18 protein-coding genes are annotated in these 18,902 nt (G+C 63.4%); 13 read left to right on the top strand and 5 right to left on the bottom strand.

Features of this window, described 5'->3' with window-relative positions:
* Entirely contained in the window at nucleotides 1–672 is a 672-nt protein-coding gene (murU, locus tag VUG52_RS02400) for an N-acetylmuramate alpha-1-phosphate uridylyltransferase MurU (protein WP_050703520.1), read from the bottom strand.
* Nucleotides 669–1,688, bottom strand: a complete 1,020-nt coding sequence (locus VUG52_RS02395) for an aminoglycoside phosphotransferase family protein (protein ID WP_050703519.1) — start codon at nucleotides 1,686–1,688, stop codon at nucleotides 669–671. Before VUG52_RS02395 ends, murU begins: the two co-directional genes overlap by 4 nt.
* Before the next feature lie 132 nt (nucleotides 1,689–1,820).
* Here VUG52_RS02395 and VUG52_RS02390 point away from each other — a divergent pair, with 132 nt between their 5' ends.
* The 11 genes from VUG52_RS02390 (at nucleotide 1,821) to VUG52_RS02340 (ending at nucleotide 15,727) form a co-directional block, all read left to right on the top strand.
* Entirely contained in the window at nucleotides 1,821–4,631 is a 2,811-nt protein-coding gene (locus VUG52_RS02390) for an LPS-assembly protein LptD (protein ID WP_050703518.1), read from the top strand.
* Complete coding sequence (locus tag VUG52_RS02385) at nucleotides 4,612–5,931, top strand: peptidylprolyl isomerase (RefSeq protein ID WP_052896494.1); 1,320 nt, start codon at nucleotides 4,612–4,614, stop codon at nucleotides 5,929–5,931. Before VUG52_RS02390 ends, VUG52_RS02385 begins: the two co-directional genes overlap by 20 nt.
* Nucleotides 5,928–6,917, top strand: coding sequence for a 4-hydroxythreonine-4-phosphate dehydrogenase PdxA (pdxA, locus tag VUG52_RS02380; protein ID WP_050703516.1), 990 nt, complete (start codon nucleotides 5,928–5,930; stop codon nucleotides 6,915–6,917). Before VUG52_RS02385 ends, pdxA begins: the two co-directional genes overlap by 4 nt.
* A complete protein-coding gene (gene rsmA / locus VUG52_RS02375) occupies nucleotides 6,914–7,714 on the top strand; it encodes a 16S rRNA (adenine(1518)-N(6)/adenine(1519)-N(6))-dimethyltransferase RsmA (protein WP_050703515.1) in 801 nt (266 codons plus the stop codon). Before pdxA ends, rsmA begins: the two co-directional genes overlap by 4 nt.
* Nucleotides 7,715–7,830: 116 nt before the next feature.
* Nucleotides 7,831–8,211 (top strand): Co2+/Mg2+ efflux protein ApaG, encoded by a 381-nt coding sequence (apaG, locus tag VUG52_RS02370; RefSeq protein WP_050703514.1) that lies wholly within the window; start codon nucleotides 7,831–7,833, stop codon nucleotides 8,209–8,211.
* Nucleotides 8,211–9,068 carry a symmetrical bis(5'-nucleosyl)-tetraphosphatase gene (locus VUG52_RS02365; protein ID WP_050703513.1) on the top strand — a complete coding sequence of 286 codons (858 nt, stop codon included), beginning with the start codon at nucleotides 8,211–8,213 and terminating at the stop codon, nucleotides 9,066–9,068. Before apaG ends, VUG52_RS02365 begins: the two co-directional genes overlap by 1 nt.
* A 13-nt stretch (nucleotides 9,069–9,081) precedes the next feature.
* On the top strand, nucleotides 9,082–9,411 hold the full coding sequence (glpE, locus tag VUG52_RS02360) for a thiosulfate sulfurtransferase GlpE (RefSeq protein WP_050703512.1): 330 nt from the start codon (nucleotides 9,082–9,084) through the stop codon (nucleotides 9,409–9,411).
* A gap of 282 nt (nucleotides 9,412–9,693) precedes the next feature.
* Nucleotides 9,694–11,616, top strand: coding sequence for a PrkA family serine protein kinase (locus tag VUG52_RS02355; protein ID WP_050703511.1), 1,923 nt, complete (start codon nucleotides 9,694–9,696; stop codon nucleotides 11,614–11,616).
* A 119-nt stretch (nucleotides 11,617–11,735) separates the two neighbouring features.
* Nucleotides 11,736–13,007: a YeaH/YhbH family protein gene (locus VUG52_RS02350; protein WP_050703510.1), complete on the top strand. Its 1,272-nt coding sequence runs from the start codon at nucleotides 11,736–11,738 to the stop codon at nucleotides 13,005–13,007.
* Nucleotides 13,004–14,572: a SpoVR family protein gene (locus VUG52_RS02345; RefSeq protein WP_050703509.1), complete on the top strand. Its 1,569-nt coding sequence runs from the start codon at nucleotides 13,004–13,006 to the stop codon at nucleotides 14,570–14,572. The genes VUG52_RS02350 and VUG52_RS02345 overlap by 4 nt, the downstream gene beginning before the upstream one ends.
* A 57-nt stretch (nucleotides 14,573–14,629) precedes the next feature.
* The gene (locus VUG52_RS02340; protein ID WP_050703508.1) at nucleotides 14,630–15,727 is read left to right on the top strand and encodes a hypothetical protein; all 1,098 of its coding nucleotides are present in this window, start codon (nucleotides 14,630–14,632) and stop codon (nucleotides 15,725–15,727) included.
* 109 nt (nucleotides 15,728–15,836) lie between these two features.
* Here the strand turns inward: VUG52_RS02340 and folK are convergent, their stop codons facing one another.
* Both folK and folB read right to left on the bottom strand, forming a co-directional pair.
* Nucleotides 15,837–16,346 carry a 2-amino-4-hydroxy-6-hydroxymethyldihydropteridine diphosphokinase gene (gene folK / locus VUG52_RS02335; RefSeq protein ID WP_050703507.1) on the bottom strand — a complete coding sequence of 170 codons (510 nt, stop codon included), beginning with the start codon at nucleotides 16,344–16,346 and terminating at the stop codon, nucleotides 15,837–15,839.
* Nucleotides 16,337–16,693: a dihydroneopterin aldolase gene (folB, locus tag VUG52_RS02330; RefSeq protein WP_050703506.1), complete on the bottom strand. Its 357-nt coding sequence runs from the start codon at nucleotides 16,691–16,693 to the stop codon at nucleotides 16,337–16,339. Before folB ends, folK begins: the two co-directional genes overlap by 10 nt.
* Before the next feature lie 74 nt (nucleotides 16,694–16,767).
* On the opposite strand from folB, the gene plsY reads away from it, so the two are divergent.
* The gene (plsY, locus tag VUG52_RS02325) at nucleotides 16,768–17,337 is read left to right on the top strand and encodes a glycerol-3-phosphate 1-O-acyltransferase PlsY (protein ID WP_050703505.1); all 570 of its coding nucleotides are present in this window, start codon (nucleotides 16,768–16,770) and stop codon (nucleotides 17,335–17,337) included.
* Nucleotides 17,338–17,362: 25 nt separating this feature from the next.
* Here the strand turns inward: plsY and tsaD are convergent, their stop codons facing one another.
* Nucleotides 17,363–18,388 (bottom strand): tRNA (adenosine(37)-N6)-threonylcarbamoyltransferase complex transferase subunit TsaD, encoded by a 1,026-nt coding sequence (tsaD, locus tag VUG52_RS02320; protein WP_050703504.1) that lies wholly within the window; start codon nucleotides 18,386–18,388, stop codon nucleotides 17,363–17,365.
* Nucleotides 18,389–18,593: 205 nt separating this feature from the next.
* Between tsaD and rpsU the strand changes: the two genes are divergently transcribed.
* Nucleotides 18,594–18,809 (top strand): 30S ribosomal protein S21, encoded by a 216-nt coding sequence (rpsU, locus tag VUG52_RS02315; protein ID WP_003255575.1) that lies wholly within the window; start codon nucleotides 18,594–18,596, stop codon nucleotides 18,807–18,809.
* Nucleotides 18,810–18,902 lie beyond the last annotated feature (93 nt).

The raw sequence follows: 18,902 nt of genomic DNA, 5'->3' as shown, positions 1-18,902 counted from the left end.
TCAGGCACGCTCGCCGATCAGGCGCTCGACATCGGCCAGGCGCTCGAGGGTACCGACATCGATCCAGTGGCCACGATAGTGCTCGCCGCTCACCCGCCCTTCGGCCATGGCCTTGCGCAACAGGGGCGCCAACTTGAACGCGCCGGACTGGCAGCCTTCGAACAGCGCCGGCGCCAGCACCGAGATACCGCTGAAGGTCAGCGTTCCCGGGGCGTCGTCACCATCGCTCACCTGGCCATCCGCCAGGCGGAAGTCGCCACGGCCGTGATGACCGGGATTGTCCACCAGTACCAGGTGCGCCAGCCCTTGCAGCGGAGCATTCAGGCCAGTGAAGTCGTAGTCGGTCCAGACGTCACCGTTGACCAGCAGGAACGGCGCATCCCCCAGCAGCGGCAACGCCTTGAAGATCCCGCCCCCAGTTTCCAGTGGCTCGCCCTCCGGCGAGTAGCGGATGTGCAGGCCGAAGCGGCTGCCGTCGCCCAGGTGGTCTTCGATCTGCTGGCCGAGCCAGGCGTGATTGATGACCACTTCGCGGATACCGGCGCGGGCCAGCGCCTCCAGGTGGTATTCGATCAGCGGCTTGCCGGCGGCGGGCACCAGCGGCTTGGGCGTATGCAGGGTCAGCGGGCGCATGCGCTCGCCCTTGCCTGCCGCCAGGATCATCGCCTTCATGAACGCGCCTCGCCCTTGAGCTCGGCAATCAGTTGCCCCAGCTCGGCCAGTTCGGGACGGCGGGCGATCACTTCATCTATATAGGCAAAGAAGCGCGGCACGTCGGTGAGATAGCGCGGCTTGCCGTCACGGTGGCAGATGCGGGCAAAGATACCGATAACCTTGAGGTGGCGCTGCACACCCATCAGGTCGCTGGCACGGTGGAACGCCTCGAAGTCAGGCTGAACCGGGATACCGGCGACTCGGGCCTTTTCCCAATAACCACGCAGCCAGCCTTCCACGCGCGGCTGCGGCCAGCTGAGGAAGGCGTCCTTGAACAGGCAGGTGATGTCGTAGGTCACCGGGCCGTAGACGGCATCCTGGAAGTCCAGCACGCCTGGGTTGGGGGCGCTCTGCATCAGGTTGCGCGGCATGTAGTCGCGGTGCACCAGCACCTTGGGCTGAGCCAAGGCGCTGTCGATCAGCACCTGGCTTACCCGTTGCCAGGTGGCCTGCTGCGCTTCGGTGAAGTTCAGGCCAAGCTCGCGGCCCACGTACCACTCGGGGAACAGCTCCACCTCGCGGCGCAACAGGGCAACGTCGTAGCTGGGCAGCGGCGCGTCCATCGGCAGGCGCTGGAACGCCAGCAGCGCATCGATGGCATCGGCGAACAGTGCGTCAGCGTTGTCCGAATCAATGATGTCCAGGTATGTCTGGCGACCCAGATCGCCCAACAACAGGAAACCACGCTCCAGGTCCTGGGCATGAATGACCGGCACGTTCACGCCCGCCGTGGCCAGCAGGTGATCGATATCGACGAACGGACGGCAATTTTCCTGCGGCGGCGGCGCATCCATGATCACGAAGCTGTGGCCGGCGCCCTCCCAGCGGAAATAACGGCGGAAACTCGCATCGCTGCTGGCGGCGGTCAGGCTGCCGGTGGGCACTTCGCCCCAGGCGTTGCTACGGAACAGGCTCTCCAGTTGCCCGGCGAGCCAGGCGGTCAGTTGTTGCAGGCGTACATCGTGATCGGGCATTACGAGGGTTCTCCGACGGCCCTAGCCGTCAAGCGGGTCATGCTTTATTATCCAGCATCTTTTTCAGACCATCGAGAGGCGTGCGGCCCCCACACGCGGGCAGATGGCACGCAGGAAGCCCGGACTAATAAGATGGCATTGAAATCCCCCGCGTTTCGTAGAAAGTTTCCATTGCTGGTGACAGGCGGTCTGCTGGCCCTGCAACCCCTGGCCACGTCGTACGTGGTGGCGGCCGAGCAGTTCGACTGCCAAGTGTCCGCCGCCGGTGGCTGGGACTGCAAGCCCAAGACCTCCGCCAACCTGCCTCCGCGCCCGGTACATCCGGGCGCTGCCGCTGCCAGCTCGGGTGCCGAAGCGCCTGGCGAAGCCGCCGCGACCGAGGCCGAGAAGCCGATGCTGGTCACCGAGGCCAAGGGCCGCGGCCTGAAATCGCGCAGTGAAGACTACAGCCACCTGGACTGGGTCCCGCGCGAGAAGCTCACCGCTGCGCAGCTGGCCGAGACCGGCCCGTATTGCGGCGGCGCCTACATCGAGCCGACCCGCCCGGGCATGAACGACTCCACACCCAAGGACGAGTCGCCCACCTACATCAACGCCAAGGTCTCCAAGTACCAGCAGGAGCAGCAGATCGCCACCCTCGCCGGTGACGTGGTCATGCGCCAGGGCAGCATGCAGGCCGAGGCCGACGAAGCCAACCTGTACCAGGCCGAGAACCGGGGCGAGCTCAAGGGCAACGTCAAGATCCGCGACAACGGCTCGCTGGTGGTCGGCGACGAGGCGCAGATCCAGCTCGACACCGGCGAAGCCCGGGTCGACAACGCCGAATACGTGATGCACAAGTCGCACATCCGCGGCAACGCGCTGTACGCCAAGCGCGCCGAGAACGCCATCATCCGCCTCAAGGACGGTACCTATACCACCTGTGAGCCGGGCAGCAACGCGTGGCAGCTCAAGGGCAACAACATCACCCTTAACCCGGCCACCGGCTTCGGCACCGCGACCAACGTGACGCTGCGGGTCAAGGATTTCCCGGTGTTCTACACACCGTACATCTACTTCCCGATCGACGACCGTCGCCAGTCCGGCTTCCTGCCGCCGTCGTTCAGCTCCAGCAGCGACACCGGCTTCATGCTGGTCACGCCGTACTACTTCAACCTGGCGCCGAACTACGACGCCACGTTGTACCCGCGCTACATGGCCAAGCGCGGCATGCTGATGGAAGGCGAGTTCCGCTACCTGACTAAGTCCAGCGAAGGTCAGTTCGGCGGCGCTTTCCTGAACGATCAGGACGATGACCGCAAGAAGCAGACGGACTACAAGAAAGACCGCTGGATGGTCAACTGGCAGCACAAGGGCGGGTTGGATGAACGCCTGATGGCCGAGGTGGATTACACCGATATCAGTGATCCGTTCTACTTCCAGGACCTGGAAAGCGACCAGATCGGCATCAAGACCCAGGACATCGTGAACCAACAGGGCGCGCTGACCTATCGGGGCGACAGTTATACCGCACGCCTGAATGTGCAGGCCTACGAGATGGCGACCATTTCGCAGATCACCCCGTATAACCGTCTGCCACAACTCAACCTTAACGGGATGCTGCCCTTCCACCCAGGTGGATTGGACTTCAGCTACGAGTCCGAGGCAGTACGTTTTGATCGCGACCTGAAGAATGACTTCGTTCTAGACAAGGACGGCAACCCAGATGCTTCCGCAGGTCTTCCAGGCCGCCGGTTGGACGAAAACGTGTTCGGTATTGCCCGCGCCAACGGCACCCGCCTGAATCTCGCCCCCTCGATGAGTTTGCCTCTCGAGGCCAGCTACGGCTTTTTCAAGCCTAAGCTCAAGTACTCTTATACACATTACGACCTTGACCTCGACAGCAAGGGCAAGAACGACGTAGCCGACAACCCTGGCATGCGCACGCTGTACGGCGACTACAAGAGCAACCAGAACCGCGATATTCCAATTTTCAGTATCGACAGCGGCCTGTACTTCGACCGCAACACCCAGCTGTTCGGAACGAATTATCGCCAGACCTTGGAGCCACGCCTCTTTTATCTCTACGTTCCGTACAAGGATCAAACCGACATCCCGATCTTCGACAGCGGCGAGAATACGTTCAACTATGCCTCTCTGTTCCGGGATAATCGTTTCAGTGGGATCGATAGGATCGGTGACGAGAACAAGCTGTCGCTGGGCGTGACCAACCGCTGGGTCGAAGACAACGGTTTCCAGCGCCAGCGTTTCAGCATCGGCCAGGCACTCTACTTTAAAGATCGCAAGGTACAGTTGCCAGGCATCGACTACCGCACCAGGGCGGACAGCAAGTCGGATGTTTCGCCTTATGCGCTGGAATATGAGTACGCATTCAATCGCGATTGGCGCTTCAACTCGGACTTCAACTGGGATCCGGACTCCCGCAGTACTCGCTCGGGTAGCGCCATGTTCCACTACCAGCCTGAAGACAACCCGAACAAGGTCGTCAATCTCGGCTATCGCTACCGGAACGACCTGATCACCTACGACGCTCAAACCGGTAACTGGCGAGTCGGCGGCGGTGACTATGGCACTCCGGGAACCCCGGGTTACATCAAGGATTACTACAAGATCCAGCAGCACGACTTCTCGGTCATCTGGCCAATCGTGCCGCAATGGAGCGTCATTGCCCGCTGGCAACATGACTACAACCGCAACCGCACCTTGGAAGCGATGGGCGGCTTTGAATATGACAACTGCTGCTGGAAACTGCGTCTGATCAACCGCTACTGGATCGATTATGACGATTTCAGCCAAGCTGTACCGGAAAACGAAAAAGGCGACCACGGGATCTTCTTGCAGATCGTGCTCAAGGGGCTCGGTGGTGTAGTCGGCAACAAGGTCGAATCGTTCCTGGACCAAGGCATTCAAGGTTACCGTACACGTGAAGAGCAAGCTTATTGATCGTCTGCGCCCGCTGATGCTGGGCGCCGCAATGCTGAGTGGCGCGGTGCATGCCGCGGTGCAACCCATCGACCGCATCGTGGCCACCGTCGACAATGACGTGGTCATGCAGAGCCAGCTGGACCAGCGCGTGCGCGAAGTGCAGCAGACCATCGCCAAGCGTGGCGGTGGCGTGCCGCCTGCCGCCGCCCTGCAGCAGCAGGTACTGGAGCGCCTGATCGTCGAGAACCTGCAACTGCAGATCGGCGAGCGCTCGGGTATCCGCATCACCGACGAAGAACTGAACCAGGCCGTCGGCACCATTGCCCAGCGCAATGGCATGTCGCTGGAGCAGTTCCGCGCCGCCCTGGCCCACGACGGCCTGTCGTACGACGATGCCCGCGAGCAGATCAAGCGCGAGATGGTCATCAGCCGCGTGCGCCAGCGTCGCGTGGCCGAGCGTATCCAGGTGTCCGAGCAGGAAGTGAAGAACTTCCTCAACTCGGACCTGGGCAAGATGCAGATGTCGGAAGAGTACCGCCTGGCCAACATCCTCATCCCGACGCCGGAAGGCGCCAACTCGGAAGCCATCCAGGCCGCCGCCCGCCAGGTCGGCGATGTCTACCAGCAACTCCGGCAGGGCAAGGACTTCGGCCAGATGGCCATTGAACGCTCCGCCAGCGAGAACGCCCTGGAAGGCGGCGAGATGGGCTGGCGCAAGGCCGGCCAGTTGCCACCCGACTTCGCCAAGATGCTCAGCAGCATGGCCATTGGCGATATCACCCAGCCGATCCGCATCCCCAACGGCTTCATCATCCTCAAGCTCGAGGAGAAGCGTGGCGGCAGCGAGAGCATCCTGCGCGACGAAGTGCATGTGCGCCACATCCTGATCAAACCGAGCGAGATCCGCAGCGAAGCCGCCACCGAGCAACTGGCCGAGCGCCTGTACGATCGGATCCAGAATGGTGAAGACTTCGCCGAACTGGCGAAGAGCTTCTCGGAAGACCCGGGCTCTGCGCTCAACGGTGGCGACCTCAACTGGGTCGACCCGAACAGCCTGGTGCCGGAGTTCCGCGAGCAGATGGCCAACGCCCAGCAAGGCGTGGTGACCAAGCCGTTCAAGACCCAATACGGCTGGCATGTGCTGGAAGTGCTGGGCCGCCGCGCCACCGACAGCACCGAGCAGGCGCGCGAGCAGCAGGCCATGAACGTCCTGCGCAACCGCAAGTACGACGAAGAGCTGCAGAACTGGCTGCGCCAGATCCGCGACGAAGCCTACGTTGAAATCAAGCTGCCTGGCGCCGACCAGGCCGCCCAGTGAAGCCCCAGCGCTTCGCCGTCACGCCCGGCGAGCCGGCCGGCATAGGTCCCGACCTGTGCCTGCTGCTCGCCGCCGAGGCCCAGCCCCACCCCCTGATCGCCATCACCAGCCGTGACCTGCTCGCCGAGCGGGCCGCGCAGCTGGGGCTGGCCGTCAGCCTGCTGCCCGTCACCCCTGACAGCTTCCCCAGCCTGCCAGCCCCCGCCGGCAGCCTGTACGTCTGGGACACGCCACTGGCCAACCCAGTGGCGGCCGGACAGCTGGACAAGGCCAACGCCGCGTTCGTGCTGGAGACGCTGACCCGGGCCGGCCAGGGCTGCCTCGACGGGCAGTTCGCCGGGATGATCACCGCCCCCGTGCACAAGGGTGTGATCAACGAGAGTGGCATCGCCTTTTCCGGGCACACCGAATTCCTCGCCGACCTCACCCACACCGCGCAAGTGGTGATGATGCTGGCCACCCGAGGATTGCGCGTGGCCCTGGTGACCACCCACCTGCCCCTGCGCGATATCGCCGACGCCATCACCGGCGAACGCCTGGAGCGCGTCACCCGCATCCTGCATGCGGACATGCGCGACAAGTTCGGCATCGCCAGCCCACGCATCCTGGTCTGCGGGCTCAACCCGCATGCCGGAGAAGGCGGCCACCTGGGCCGCGAAGAAATCGACATCATCGAGCCGGCGCTGCAGCGCCTGCGCGCCGAAGGCATGGACCTGCGCGGTCCACTGCCGGCCGATACCCTGTTTACCCCCAAATATCTGGAGCACTGCGACGCGGTGCTGGCGATGTACCACGACCAAGGCCTGCCCGTACTCAAGTACAAGGGCTTCGGCGCTGCGGTCAACGTGACGCTGGGCCTGCCGATCATCCGTACCTCGGTCGACCACGGCACCGCCCTGGACCTGGCCGGCACCGGCAGGATCGACACCGGCAGCCTGCGCGTCGCATTGGAAACCGCCTACCAGATGGCCGAGAACCGACCATGACCGAGCACTACCAACACCGGGCGCGCAAGCGCTTCGGCCAGAACTTCCTGCACGACGCCGGAATCATCGATCGCATCCTGCGGGCGATCAACGCCAAGGCCGGCGAACACCTGCTGGAGATCGGCCCGGGCCAGGGCGCCCTGACCGAGGGCCTGCTGGGCAGCGGCGCACAGCTGGACGTGGTGGAGCTGGACAAGGACCTGGTGCCGATCCTGCAGCACAAGTTCGCCGGGCGCGGCAACTTCCGCCTGCACCAGGGCGATGCCCTGAAGTTCGACTTCAACCAGTTGGGCGTGCCTGAGCGCAGCCTGAAAGTGGTCGGCAACCTGCCCTACAACATCTCCACCCCGCTGATCTTCCACCTGCTCAGCCATGCCGGGCTGATCCGCGACATGCACTTCATGCTGCAAAAGGAAGTGGTCGAGCGCATGGCTGCAGGCCCGGGTGGCGGTGACTGGGGCCGTTTGTCGATCATGGTGCAGTACCACTGCCGGGTCGAGCACCTGTTCAACGTTGGCCCTGGCGCCTTCAACCCGCCGCCGAAAGTGGACTCGGCCATCGTCCGCCTGGTGCCGCACGAAGTGCTGCCACACCCGGCCAAGGACGCGCGACTGCTGGAGCAGGTGGTACGCGAGGCGTTCAACCAGCGCCGCAAGACCCTGCGCAACACCCTGAAAGGCCTGCTCGACAGCGCGGCCATCGAAGCTGCCGGCGTCGATGGCAGCCTACGCCCCGAGCAGCTGGACCTGGCCGCCTTCGTGCGCCTGGCTGACAAACTGGCCGAACAGCAGGCCTGACCAAGTGCCCGCTCCCTCCGTGGGAGCGGGCTTGCCACGCGATCAGGGATAACTGGCCTCCACCCCCGCCAATGGCCTAGACTGCGTTATTGCGTCAGTTCGCCCAAGGCCCTTGCATGTCCGACCCCCGCTATCAGATCGACGTCAGCGTCGTGACCCGCTACCTCAAAGACCAATCCGATCCCGAAAGCAGCCGTTTCGCCTTCGCCTACACCATCACCGTGCAGAACAACGGCACGGTCAAGGCCAAGCTGATGTCCCGCCACTGGCTGATCACCAACGGTGACGGCGAGGTCGAGGAAGTGCGCGGCGCCGGCGTGATCGGCCAACAGCCGCTGATCGAGCCCGGTCAGAGCCACACCTACAGCAGCGGCGCGGTCATCAGCACCCGCGTCGGCACCATGCAGGGCAGCTACCAGATGTTCGCCGAGGACGGCAAGCGCTTCGACGCCACGATCGCCCCGTTCCGCCTGGCCGTGCCCGGGGCCCTGCACTGATGGCCACCTACGCGGTCGGCGACCTGCAAGGCTGCCTGCAACCGCTCAAGTGCCTGCTCGAACGCGTACGCTTCAACCCGGCGGTCGACCGCCTGTGGCTGGTGGGCGATCTGGTCAACCGCGGCCCCGAGTCCCTCGAGACCCTGCGCTACCTGTATTCGATCCGCCATGCGCTGGTCTGCGTGCTGGGCAATCATGACCTGCACCTACTGGCGGCGTGGCACAACGTCGAGCGCCTGAAGAAAAGCGACACCCTGCGCGAGATCATCGAGGCCCCGGACGCCGACCAGCTGTTCGACTGGCTGCGCCAGCAGAAGCTGCTGCACTACGACGAGGCCCGCAGCATCGCCATGGTCCATGCTGGCATTCCACCGCAATGGACCCTGGGCAAGGCGCTGGAGCTCGCTGCAGAGGTCGAGGAAGTACTGCGCGACGACGGCCGCCTGAAGCTGTACCTGGACGGCATGTACGGCAACGAGCCGAACAAGTGGAGCAAGGACCTGGCCGGCGTCGAGCGCCTGCGGGTGATCACCAACTACTTCACCCGCATGCGCTTCTGCACCGCCGCCGGCAAACTCGACCTCAAGACCAAGGAAGGCGCCGACAGCGCCCCCAAGGGCTACAAGCCGTGGTTTGCCCACTCGGACCGCCGCTCGCGCCATGTGAAGATCATCTTCGGCCACTGGGCCGCCCTCGAAGGCCGCGTTGATGTGCCCGGCGTGATCGCCCTGGACACCGGCTGCGTCTGGGGCGGCGCGATGACCCTGTACAATGTCGACAGTGGTGATTTCCACCGCTGCGACTGCACCCGCGAGGGCACCCCGCGCCCGCCGGCTCCACTCAACGAACACCCCTGAAGGAACCGCACCCATGAGCGAATTCAAGCGCATTACCCCCGAGCAAGCCCTCGCCCTGCGTGCGCAAGGTGCAGTCGTGGTCGACATTCGCGACCCGCAAGCCTATGCCGCCGGGCATATTGCCGGCGCCACTCATCTGGATAATCACTCGGTCGCCGATTTCATCCGCAACGCCGACCTGGACGCGCCTACACTGGTTGTCTGCTACCACGGCAATTCCAGCCAGAGCGCCGCCGCCTACCTGGTCGGCCAGGGCTTCTCCAACGTCTACAGCATCGACGGTGGCTTCGAGCTGTGGCGCAACACCTACCCGGCGGAAACCGCCCAGGGCAGCGCCGAATAATTTTTTCATTTTTCCTCCAGCCCGCGCTTGGCGCGGGCTTGCGCCCGACCTGACGAACGGTCGCAGGCGTCTTCTCGGCTCCCCGCCCTTGACCTTGCGTATAACCAACTATCCTTAAGCCCAGGCCATCCAAAAAAGGGGAGAGCCGGTACACCGGCGTGCGGGTCATCGGTAGCGTTCCAAGGTGTTCTGGGGGGTATACAGCAATCGGCGAGCCCGGTTGCATGCCAGCATCAGCTGACTGATCCGGCGTCGTCTCCACGTATCGAGCGAGGTGACGTCATGAGCATTTTTAGCCACTTCCAACAACGTTTCGAGTCCACCCGCCAGGAAGAACTTTCGCTGCAGGAGTACCTCGAGCTGTGCAAAGAGGATCGCAGCGCCTATGCCTCGGCGGCCGAGCGGCTGTTGCTGGCCATCGGCGAACCAGAGCTGATCGACACCTCAAGCAACTCCAGGCTGTCGCGGATCTTCTCCAACAAGGTGATCCGCCGCTATCCGGCCTTTGCCGACTTCCATGGCATGGAAGAGTGCATCGACCAGATCGTCTCCTACTTCCGCCACGCCGCCCAAGGCCTGGAAGAGAAGAAACAGATCCTCTACCTGCTGGGCCCGGTGGGCGGCGGTAAATCGTCGCTGGCCGAGAAACTCAAGCAACTGATGGAAAAGGTGCCGTTCTACGCCATCAAGGGCTCGCCGGTGTTCGAATCGCCCCTGGGCCTGTTCAACGCCGCCGAGGACGGCCAGATCCTCGAAGAGGAATACGGCATCTCGCGCCGCTACCTCAATACCATCATGTCGCCCTGGGCCACCAAGCGCCTGCAGGAGTTCGGCGGCGACATCAGCAAGTTCAGGGTGGTCAAGCTCTACCCGTCCATCCTCAACCAGATCGCCATCGCCAAGACCGAGCCGGGCGACGAGAACAACCAGGACATCTCGGCCCTGGTGGGCAAAGTGGATATCCGCAAGCTCGAGGAATTCCCGCAGAACGACGCCGACGCGTACAGCTATTCGGGCGCGCTGTGCCGGGCCAACCAGGGCCTGATGGAATTCGTCGAGATGTTCAAGGCGCCGATCAAGGTCCTGCACCCGTTGCTCACCGCCACCCAGGAAGGCAACTACAACAGCACCGAGGGGCTGGGCGCGATCCCCTACTCCGGGATCCTGCTGGCCCACTCCAACGAATCGGAGTGGCACACCTTCCGCAACAACAAGAACAACGAGGCCTTCATCGACCGGATCTACATCGTCAAGGTGCCGTACTGCCTGCGCGTCAGCGACGAGATCAAGATCTATGACAAGCTGCTGATCAACAGCTCCCTGGCCAAGGCGCACTGCGCGCCTGACACGCTGAAGATGCTGGCCCAGTTCACCGTGCTCTCACGCCTGAAAGAGCCCGAGAACTCCAACATCTACTCGAAGATGCGCGTGTACGACGGCGAGAACCTCAAGGACACCGACCCGAAAGCCAAGTCGATCCAGGAGTACCGCGACGCCGCGGGCGTCGACGAGGGCATGAACGGCCTGTCGACCCGCTTCGCCTTCAAGATCCTCTCCAAGGTGTTCAACTTCGACCCTCACGAAGTGGCGGCCAACCCGGTGCACCTGTTGTATGTGCTGGAGCAGCAGATCGAGCAGGAGCAGTTCCCGGCCGAGGTGCGCGAGCGCTACCTGCGCTACCTGAAGGAATACCTGGCGCCGCGCTACATCGAGTTCATCGGCAAGGAGATCCAGACCGCCTACCTGGAGTCCTACAGCGAATACGGCCAGAACATCTTCGACCGCTATGTGCTGTACGCCGACTTCTGGATCCAGGACCAGGAATACCGCGACCCGGAAACCGGCGAGATCCTCAACCGCATCGCCCTCAACGAGGAGCTGGAGAAGATCGAGAAGCCGGCCGGCATCAGCAATCCGAAGGACTTCCGCAACGAGATCGTCAACTTCGTGCTGCGCGCCCGGGCCAACAACAACGGCAAGAACCCCAGCTGGCTCAGCTACGAGAAGCTGCGGGTGGTGATCGAGAAGAAGATGTTCTCCAACACCGAGGACCTGCTGCCGGTCATCAGCTTTAACGCCAAGGCCAGCAAGGAGGATCAACAGAAGCACAACGACTTCGTCACCCGGATGGTGGAGCGTGGCTACACCGACAAGCAGGTTCGACTGCTGTCGGAATGGTACCTGCGGGTCAGGAAATCGCAATAAGGCGACACGCTACACGCCGTGCGTCCGAGGCTGGCATTGCCGGCCCGGACGGCGGCGGCTGCTTTTACGTGCAGCTCGTAGCTTGAAGCGTGCAGCTGTTCCCAGCTACCGGAGGGACCATGAGCTACGTAATCGACCGACGCCTGAACGGCAAGAACAAGAGCACGGTCAACCGCCAGCGCTTCCTGCGGCGTTACCGTGAACACATCAAGAAGGCCGTCGAAGAGGCCGTGAGCCGCCGCTCCATCATGGACATGGAGCATGGCGAACAGATCAGCATCCCGGGTCGCGACATCGACGAACCCGTGCTGCACCACGGTCGCGGCGGCAAGCAGACCATCGTCCACCCCGGCAACAAGGAATTCACCGCCGGCGAACACATCGCCCGGCCACAAGGTGGCGGCGGTGGCGGTGGCCGCGGCAAGGCCGGCAACTCCGGCGAGGGCATGGACGACTTCGTGTTCCAGATCACCCAGGAAGAATTCCTCGAGTTCATGTTCGAGGACCTGGAGCTGCCCAACCTGGTCAAGCGTCACCTGACCGGGGCCGACACCTTCAAGACCGTGCGCGCAGGCATTGCCAACGAGGGCAACCCGTCGCGCATCAACATCGTCCGCACCCTGCGCTCGGCCCATGCCCGGCGCATCGCCCTGACCGGCAGCAGCCGTGCCCTGTTGCGCGAGGCGCAGAAGGAGCTGGACCGGCTCAAGGTCGAGGAACCGGACAACTTCACCGACATCCAGGACACCGAGACCGAGATCGAACGCCTCAAGGCGCGCATCAACCGCCTGCCGTTCCTCGACACCTTCGACCTGAAGTACAACCTGCTGGTCAAGCAGCCCAATCCCAGCTCCAAGGCAGTGATGTTCTGCCTGATGGACGTGTCCGGCTCCATGACCCAGGCCACCAAGGACATCGCCAAGCGCTTCTTCATCCTGCTGTACCTGTTCCTCAAACGGAACTACGACCGCATCGAGGTGGTGTTCATCCGCCACCACACCAGCGCCCGCGAAGTGGACGAGGAAGAGTTCTTCTACTCCCGCGAAACCGGCGGCACCATTGTCTCCAGCGCGCTCAAGCTGATGCAGGAGATCATGGCCGAGCGCTACCCGGCCAGCGACTGGAACATCTACGCCGCCCAGGCCTCGGATGGCGACAACTGGAACGACGACTCGCCGATCTGCCGCGACATCCTCGCCAACCAGATCATGCAGCACGTGCAGTACTACACTTACGTCGAGATCACCCCACGCGAGCACCAGGCGCTGTGGTACGAATACGAGCGCATCGGCGAGGCGTTCCCCGACACCTTCGCCCAGCAGCAGTTGGTATCGGCCGGCGACATCTACCCGGTCTTCCGTGAACTCTTCCAGCGCAGGTTAGCCACATGACCGCCAGAGAGCAGAGACGCCAGCCCATTTCCACCGGCTCCGAATGGACGTTCGAGCTGATCCAGACCTACGACCGCGAGATCAGTCGCCTGGCCGCCCGCTACGCCCTGGACACCTACCCCAACCAGATCGAAGTGATCACCGCCGAGCAGATGATGGACGCCTACGCCTCGGTGGGCATGCCGCTGGGCTATCACCACTGGTCCTACGGCAAGCAGTTCCTCAGTACCGAGAAGTCCTACAGCCGTGGCCAGATGGGCCTGGCCTACGAGATCGTGATCAACTCCGATCCGTGCATCGCCTACCTGATGGAAGAGAACACCATGTGCATGCAGGCACTGGTGATCGCCCACGCCTGTTACGGCCACAACAGCTTCTTCAAGGGCAACTACCTGTTCCGCACCTGGACCGATGCCAGCTCGATCATCGACTACCTGGTGTTTGCCAAGCAGTACATCGCCCAATGCGAGGAGCGCCACGGCATCGATGCCGTCGAGGACCTGATCGACTCCTGCCACGCCCTGATGAACTACGGCGTGGACCGCTACAAGCGCCCCTACCCCATATCCGCCGAGGAAGAGCGGCGTCGGCAGAAGGAGCGCGAGGAGCACCTGCAACGGCAGATCAACGACCTCTGGCGCACCATCCCCAAGGGCGCCGAAAAAGGCGGCGAGAGAGACGACGCGCGCTTCCCGGCCGAGCCCCAGGAGAACATCCTCTACTTCATCGAGAAGCACGCCCCGCTGCTGGAGCCCTGGCAGCGCGAAGTGGTGCGCATCGTGCGCAAGATCGCCCAGTATTTCTACCCGCAGCGCCAGACCCAGGTGATGAACGAAGGCTGGGCGACGTTCTGGCACTACACCCTGATGAACGACCTGTACGACGAGGGGCTGATCACCGAAGGCTTCATGATGGAGTTTTTGCAGTCGCACACCAGCGTGGTGTTCCAGCCAGGCTTCGACAGCCCGTACTACAGCGGCATCAACCCCTATGCCCTGGGCTTTGCCATGTACACCGACATCCGCCGCATGTGCGAGCACCCCACCGAGGAGGATCGCCGCTGGTTCCCGGATATCGCCGGCAGCGACTGGCTGTCGACGATCAAGTTCGCCATGAGCAGCTTCAAGGATGAAAGCTTCATCCTGCAGTACCTGTCACCCAAGGTGATGCGCGACCTCAAGCTGTTCAGCATCCTCGACGACGACCAGCGCGACGACCTGCTGGTGCCGGCGATCCATGACGAGGACGGCTACCGCACCATCCGCGAGCAGCTGGCCGCGCAGTACAACCTGGGCAACCGCGAGCCCAACGTGCAGATCTGGAGCATCGACCGGCGCGGCGACCGCTCGCTGACCCTGCGTCACCAGCAGCACAACCGCAAACCCCTGGGCGACTCCACCGAGGAGGTGCTCAAGCACCTGCACCGCCTGTGGGGCTTCGACATCCACCTGGAGACCGTGCAGGGCGACCAAGTGATGAAGACCCATCACATGCCACCGCGCAGCGAGCACAGCGAGACCGGCGACTACGGACGCATGGACCTGGCCGTGGTACACCACCTGTAGCCAGCAACCTCCATTTTTGCCGACAAGGTATCCTGTCGGCAGAAATGGAGGTTTCACATGCAGATCTACAAGGTTGGCGGCGCCGTGCGCGACCGCCTGCTGGGCCGTCCGGTCAGCGACGTCGACTGGCTGGTGGTTGGCGCCACCGTCGAACAGATGCAGGCCCAGGGATTTCGCCCGGTCGGGGCCGATTTCCCGGTGTTCCTGCACCCAAAGACCGGTGAGGAATATGCCCTGGCCCGTACCGAGCGCAAAAGCGGTCGTGGTTATGGCGGTTTCACCTTTCATGCCAGCCCCGAAGTCACCCTCGAAGAAGACCTGGTGCGTCGCGACCTGACCATCAATGCCATGGCCGAGGACGAACACGGCGCGCTGCACGATCCCTATCACGGCAAGGTCGATCTCGAACAACGGATCCTGCGCCATGTTTCCCCGGCATTCGCCGAAGATCCTTTGCGAGTGCTGCGTGTTGCCCGCTTTGCGGCGCGCTATGCACCTCTGGGTTTCGAGGTTGCCGATGAAACCCTGGCCCTCATGCGCCAGATCGCCGAGTCGGGCGAACTGCAGGCGCTTACTGCCGAACGCAGCTGGAAGGAGATCGAGCGGGCATTGATGGAAAGCGAGCCCCAGGTGTTCATCGAGGTGCTGCGCAGTTGCGGCGCGCTGAACGAGCTGATGCCAGAGCTGGCGCACGGCGCCGATACACTGGCTGCGCTGCACCAGGCGGCCAGCCACCAGCAATCACTGCCGGTGCGCTGGGCATGCCTGCTGCGCGGATTGGAGCCAACGGCGATCAAGGCACTCAACCAGCGCTTCAAGGTCCCACGCGAATGCCAGGAACTGGCGGTGCTGGTGGGAGAGTTCGCCGAATGCGCCGATGAAGCCTGGGCACTGGAGCCGTCGAGCCTGCTGGAGCTGCTGCAGAAGTTCGATGTGTATCGACGACCGCAACGTTTCGAGGAGTTCATCGCCGCGTGCGAGATGGCTGCACCAGACTCGGATTACCCTCAGGGCATTTACCTGCGGGGAGCTGCTGAAGCAGCGCGGGCTGTGGAAGTGAAGTCACTGGTAGAGAAAGGACTGACCGGAAAGGCCTTGGGAGACGCACTAAAAGACAAACGGCTGAAGGCGCTCGAAGCATACAAATCAGCTTGATCTGCCGCCGCCATTCGCGGGTAAACCCGCTCCCACAGGTTTTCACCGCCTTCAACAGCGGCGCGATACCTGTGGGAGCGGGTTTACCCGCGAAGAAGGCGGTACCGGCTTACATCAGGGTCAGCTGCAAGCCCCGCCATTCGAACGGCACTGGCGCCAGTACCTGTTCAATGCTCGCCTCGCGCCACAGCTGCCCCACGGACTTGCCCACGCCCGGATGCACCAGCTCCGGCGCCAGCAACGACAACGGCCAGAGCACGAAGGCGTTCTTCAAGATCTCCGCCCGCGGCAACACCAGACCATTGAACGTGCCACACAGGTCATCGAACATCAGTACATCGATATCCAGCGGCAGCCCCTTGCGATCCGGGGCGTAGCGGCCGTTTTCGGCCTCGATGAACTTGAGCCGGCGGTCGAGTTCCAGCAGTGGCAGGTCGGTGCGTCCGCGCACCACCAGGTTGTAGAACGGGCCGCTCTTGATTCCCACGGCCTGGCTCTCGAACACTGCGGAGCAGTGCATGTCACTGAGCATGCCAGCCAACGCATCAAGCCCCGCACACAAGTGCCGCTCGCGGTCGATGTTGCTGCCCAGCCCGAGATAGACGGTACTCAAAGACATCCGCGCTCGATCTCCACGCCTACACCGCCACGGGCCGCAGGCACCGCACCCGGCTTGGTCAGCTTCAGGCGCACCCACGGGATGTTGAACTCGTCCATCAGCACCGCCACCAGACGCTCGGCGAAAGTCTCCACCAGCTCGAAGCGCGCCTGCTCGGCGAAGGCCTGGACCCGCGCCGAGACACTGGCGTAGTCCAGCGCCAGCGACAGGTCGTCACCGGCCGCCGCCGGGCGGTTGTCCCAGGCGAAACTCAGGTCCAGGCGCAGGCACTGGCGAATATCCCGCTCCCAGTCATAGGCACCGATGACGGTATCGACTTCCAGGCCTTCGATGAACACTCTGTCCAAGCACTTCTCTCCACAGCACGACAAGGGCGACGGGCGCCGTTAGAATCAGGGCGTCCTCGCCCGGAATAGTTAGCATGTTTTGGTCACTGGCGCTGCTTGCCTACCTGCTCGGCTCTCTGTCCTTCGCCATCGTCCTGAGCCGCCTCAGCGGCAGCCCCGACCCGCGCTCCAGCGGCTCGGGCAATGCCGGCGCGACCAACATGCTACGCCTGGCCGGCCGCAAACTGGCGATCCTGACGCTGCTCGGCGACCTGTGCAAGGGCATGTTGCCAGTACTGCTGGCACGCCTGGCCGGGCTCGACCAGCAGGAGCAGGCCTGGGTCGGCATCTGCGCGGTGCTTGGCCACCTGTTCCCGGTGTACTTCCGCTTCCAGGGCGGCAAGGGCGTGGCCACTGCCGCCGGCATGCTCATGGCGTTGTACTTCCCCGCCGCGCTCCTGGCCATCGGCGCCTGGCTGCTGACCTTCTACCTCACTCGCACCAGCTCGCTGGCGGCGCTGATCGCCACGCCATTGACGCTGCCGCTGCTGGCCTGGCGCGAACCCGAAGCACTGCTGCCGATGACTGTGTTGACGATCCTGATCGTCTGGCGCCACCGCAACAACCTGCGCGACCTGTTCGCCGGGCGCGAACGCCATTTCTGAGGCGTGGGCATAAGCCCGGCGCCTCTCACACCGCAGGCAACTGCTCCATCGGCCAGCGCGCCTGCACGCTGATGGCCAGGTCCTGCTGCTGCCCGGCCAACAGGCGCTGGCAACCGGCGTAGGCGATCATCGCACCGTTATCGGTGCAGAACCGTGGACGTGCGTAATAGACGTTGCCCTTGAGGCTGGCCAGCATCTCTTCCAGCGAAACACGCAAGGCCTTGTTGGCGCTCACGCCACCGGCGATGACCAGGCGCTTGAGGCCGGTCTGCTTGAGCGCGCGCTTGCACTTGATGGTCAGAGTCTCCACCACCGCCTGCTGGAACGCCAGCGACACGTCGCAACGGGTTTGCTCGTTGTCGTCCCCAGCGTCGCGGCATTGCTGCCAGGTGTTCAGGGCGAAGGTCTTGAGGCCGCTGAAGCTGAACTGCAGGCCCGGCCGGTCGCACATCGGCCGCGGGAACACGAACCGCCCGGGCGTGCCTTGCTCGGCCAGGCGGGCGATCTCGGGGCCACCCGGATAATTGAGGCCGATCAGCTTGGCGGTCTTGTCGAAAGCTTCGCCAGCGGCGTCGTCCAGGCTCTCGCCCAGCAGCGCGTACTGGCCGATGCCATCGACGCGCACCAGCTGGGTATGCCCACCGGACACCAACAAAGCGACGAACGGAAATTCCGGCGGCTGCTCCTCGAGCATCGGCGCCAATAGGTGGCCTTCCATATGGTGCACGCCGATCGCCGGGATATCCCAGGCGAACGCCAGCGCCTGGGCGCAGGAAGCACCCACCAGCAGTGCACCCACCAGGCCAGGACCCGCGGTGTAGGCGATCGCGTCGATCTCGGTGGCGACGCAGTCGGCTTCCTGCAGCACCTGGCGGATCAGCGGCAGCATGCGCTTGACGTGATCGCGCGAGGCGAGCTCGGGCACCACGCCGCCATAGACGCGGTGCAGGTCGATCTGGCTGAACAGCGCGTCGGCCGCCAGGCCGCGCTCACTGTCGTATAATGCGACGCCAGTTTCGTCGCAGGATGTTTCCAATCCCAGTACTAGCATGGGTCCGTGCCTTGTCGAGGCTGAATTCGAAGGCGCGCATGATAGTCCCCGTGTCCGGTGCCGACCAGCGGTTTTCGATCAGAGGCTTTGCATTCCGGCCAGCTAAGGGTTAACATCCGCAACCCTTGAAAACCGACGTTCTCCAGCACACCTTATGTTTTGCCAGGAGCACGTCTACCCCGGTAATGAATTAAGGTAGCCCTGGATGCCAGCCGTCAAAGTTAAAGAGAACGAACCCTTCGACGTAGCTCTGCGTCGTTTCAAGCGCTCCTGCGAAAAAGCCGGTGTACTGGCTGAAGTTCGTAGCCGCGAGTTTTACGAGAAGCCGACCGCCGAGCGCAAGCGCAAAGCCGCTGCCGCTGTAAAGCGTCACGCCAAGAAGGTTCAGCGCGAACAGCGCCGCGCCGTTCGTCTGTACTAAGTACAGCCGTTCTACGCAAAGCTTCTGCCATGCCCGGCCTCGTGCCGGGCTGATGGCAGCGGTCGCTTCAAACCCTTGGCCATGCGCCTTGGG

It is taken from the genome of Pseudomonas sp. LH21, from assembly GCF_036549575.1.
Classification (GTDB): Bacteria; Pseudomonadota; Gammaproteobacteria; order Pseudomonadales; family Pseudomonadaceae; genus Aquipseudomonas; species Aquipseudomonas peradeniyensis.
This window is presented reverse-complemented; position numbering and strand designations above follow the sequence as displayed.

Excerpts from the sequence above, each read along its gene's own strand:
- rpsU (WP_003255575.1), top strand. The coding sequence starts at position 18,594 with ATGCCAGCCGTCAAAGTTAAAGAGAACGAACCCTTCGACGTAGCTCTG.
- apaG (WP_050703514.1), top strand. The coding sequence starts at position 7,831 with ATGTCCGACCCCCGCTATCAGATCGACGTCAGCGTCGTGACCCGCTAC.
- folK (WP_050703507.1), bottom strand. The coding sequence starts at position 16,346 with ATGTCTTTGAGTACCGTCTATCTCGGGCTGGGCAGCAACATCGACCGC.
- VUG52_RS02340 (WP_050703508.1), top strand. The coding sequence starts at position 14,630 with ATGCAGATCTACAAGGTTGGCGGCGCCGTGCGCGACCGCCTGCTGGGC.
- VUG52_RS02365 (WP_050703513.1), top strand. The coding sequence starts at position 8,211 with ATGGCCACCTACGCGGTCGGCGACCTGCAAGGCTGCCTGCAACCGCTC.
- rsmA (WP_050703515.1), top strand. The coding sequence starts at position 6,914 with ATGACCGAGCACTACCAACACCGGGCGCGCAAGCGCTTCGGCCAGAAC.
- VUG52_RS02395 (WP_050703519.1), bottom strand. The coding sequence starts at position 1,688 with ATGCCCGATCACGATGTACGCCTGCAACAACTGACCGCCTGGCTCGCC.
- VUG52_RS02355 (WP_050703511.1), top strand. The coding sequence starts at position 9,694 with ATGAGCATTTTTAGCCACTTCCAACAACGTTTCGAGTCCACCCGCCAG.
- glpE (WP_050703512.1), top strand. The coding sequence starts at position 9,082 with ATGAGCGAATTCAAGCGCATTACCCCCGAGCAAGCCCTCGCCCTGCGT.
- tsaD (WP_050703504.1), bottom strand. The coding sequence starts at position 18,388 with ATGCTAGTACTGGGATTGGAAACATCCTGCGACGAAACTGGCGTCGCA.
- VUG52_RS02350 (WP_050703510.1), top strand. The coding sequence starts at position 11,736 with ATGAGCTACGTAATCGACCGACGCCTGAACGGCAAGAACAAGAGCACG.
- plsY (WP_050703505.1), top strand. The coding sequence starts at position 16,768 with ATGTTTTGGTCACTGGCGCTGCTTGCCTACCTGCTCGGCTCTCTGTCC.
- VUG52_RS02390 (WP_050703518.1), top strand. The coding sequence starts at position 1,821 with ATGGCATTGAAATCCCCCGCGTTTCGTAGAAAGTTTCCATTGCTGGTG.
- VUG52_RS02345 (WP_050703509.1), top strand. The coding sequence starts at position 13,004 with ATGACCGCCAGAGAGCAGAGACGCCAGCCCATTTCCACCGGCTCCGAA.
- murU (WP_050703520.1), bottom strand. The coding sequence starts at position 672 with ATGAAGGCGATGATCCTGGCGGCAGGCAAGGGCGAGCGCATGCGCCCG.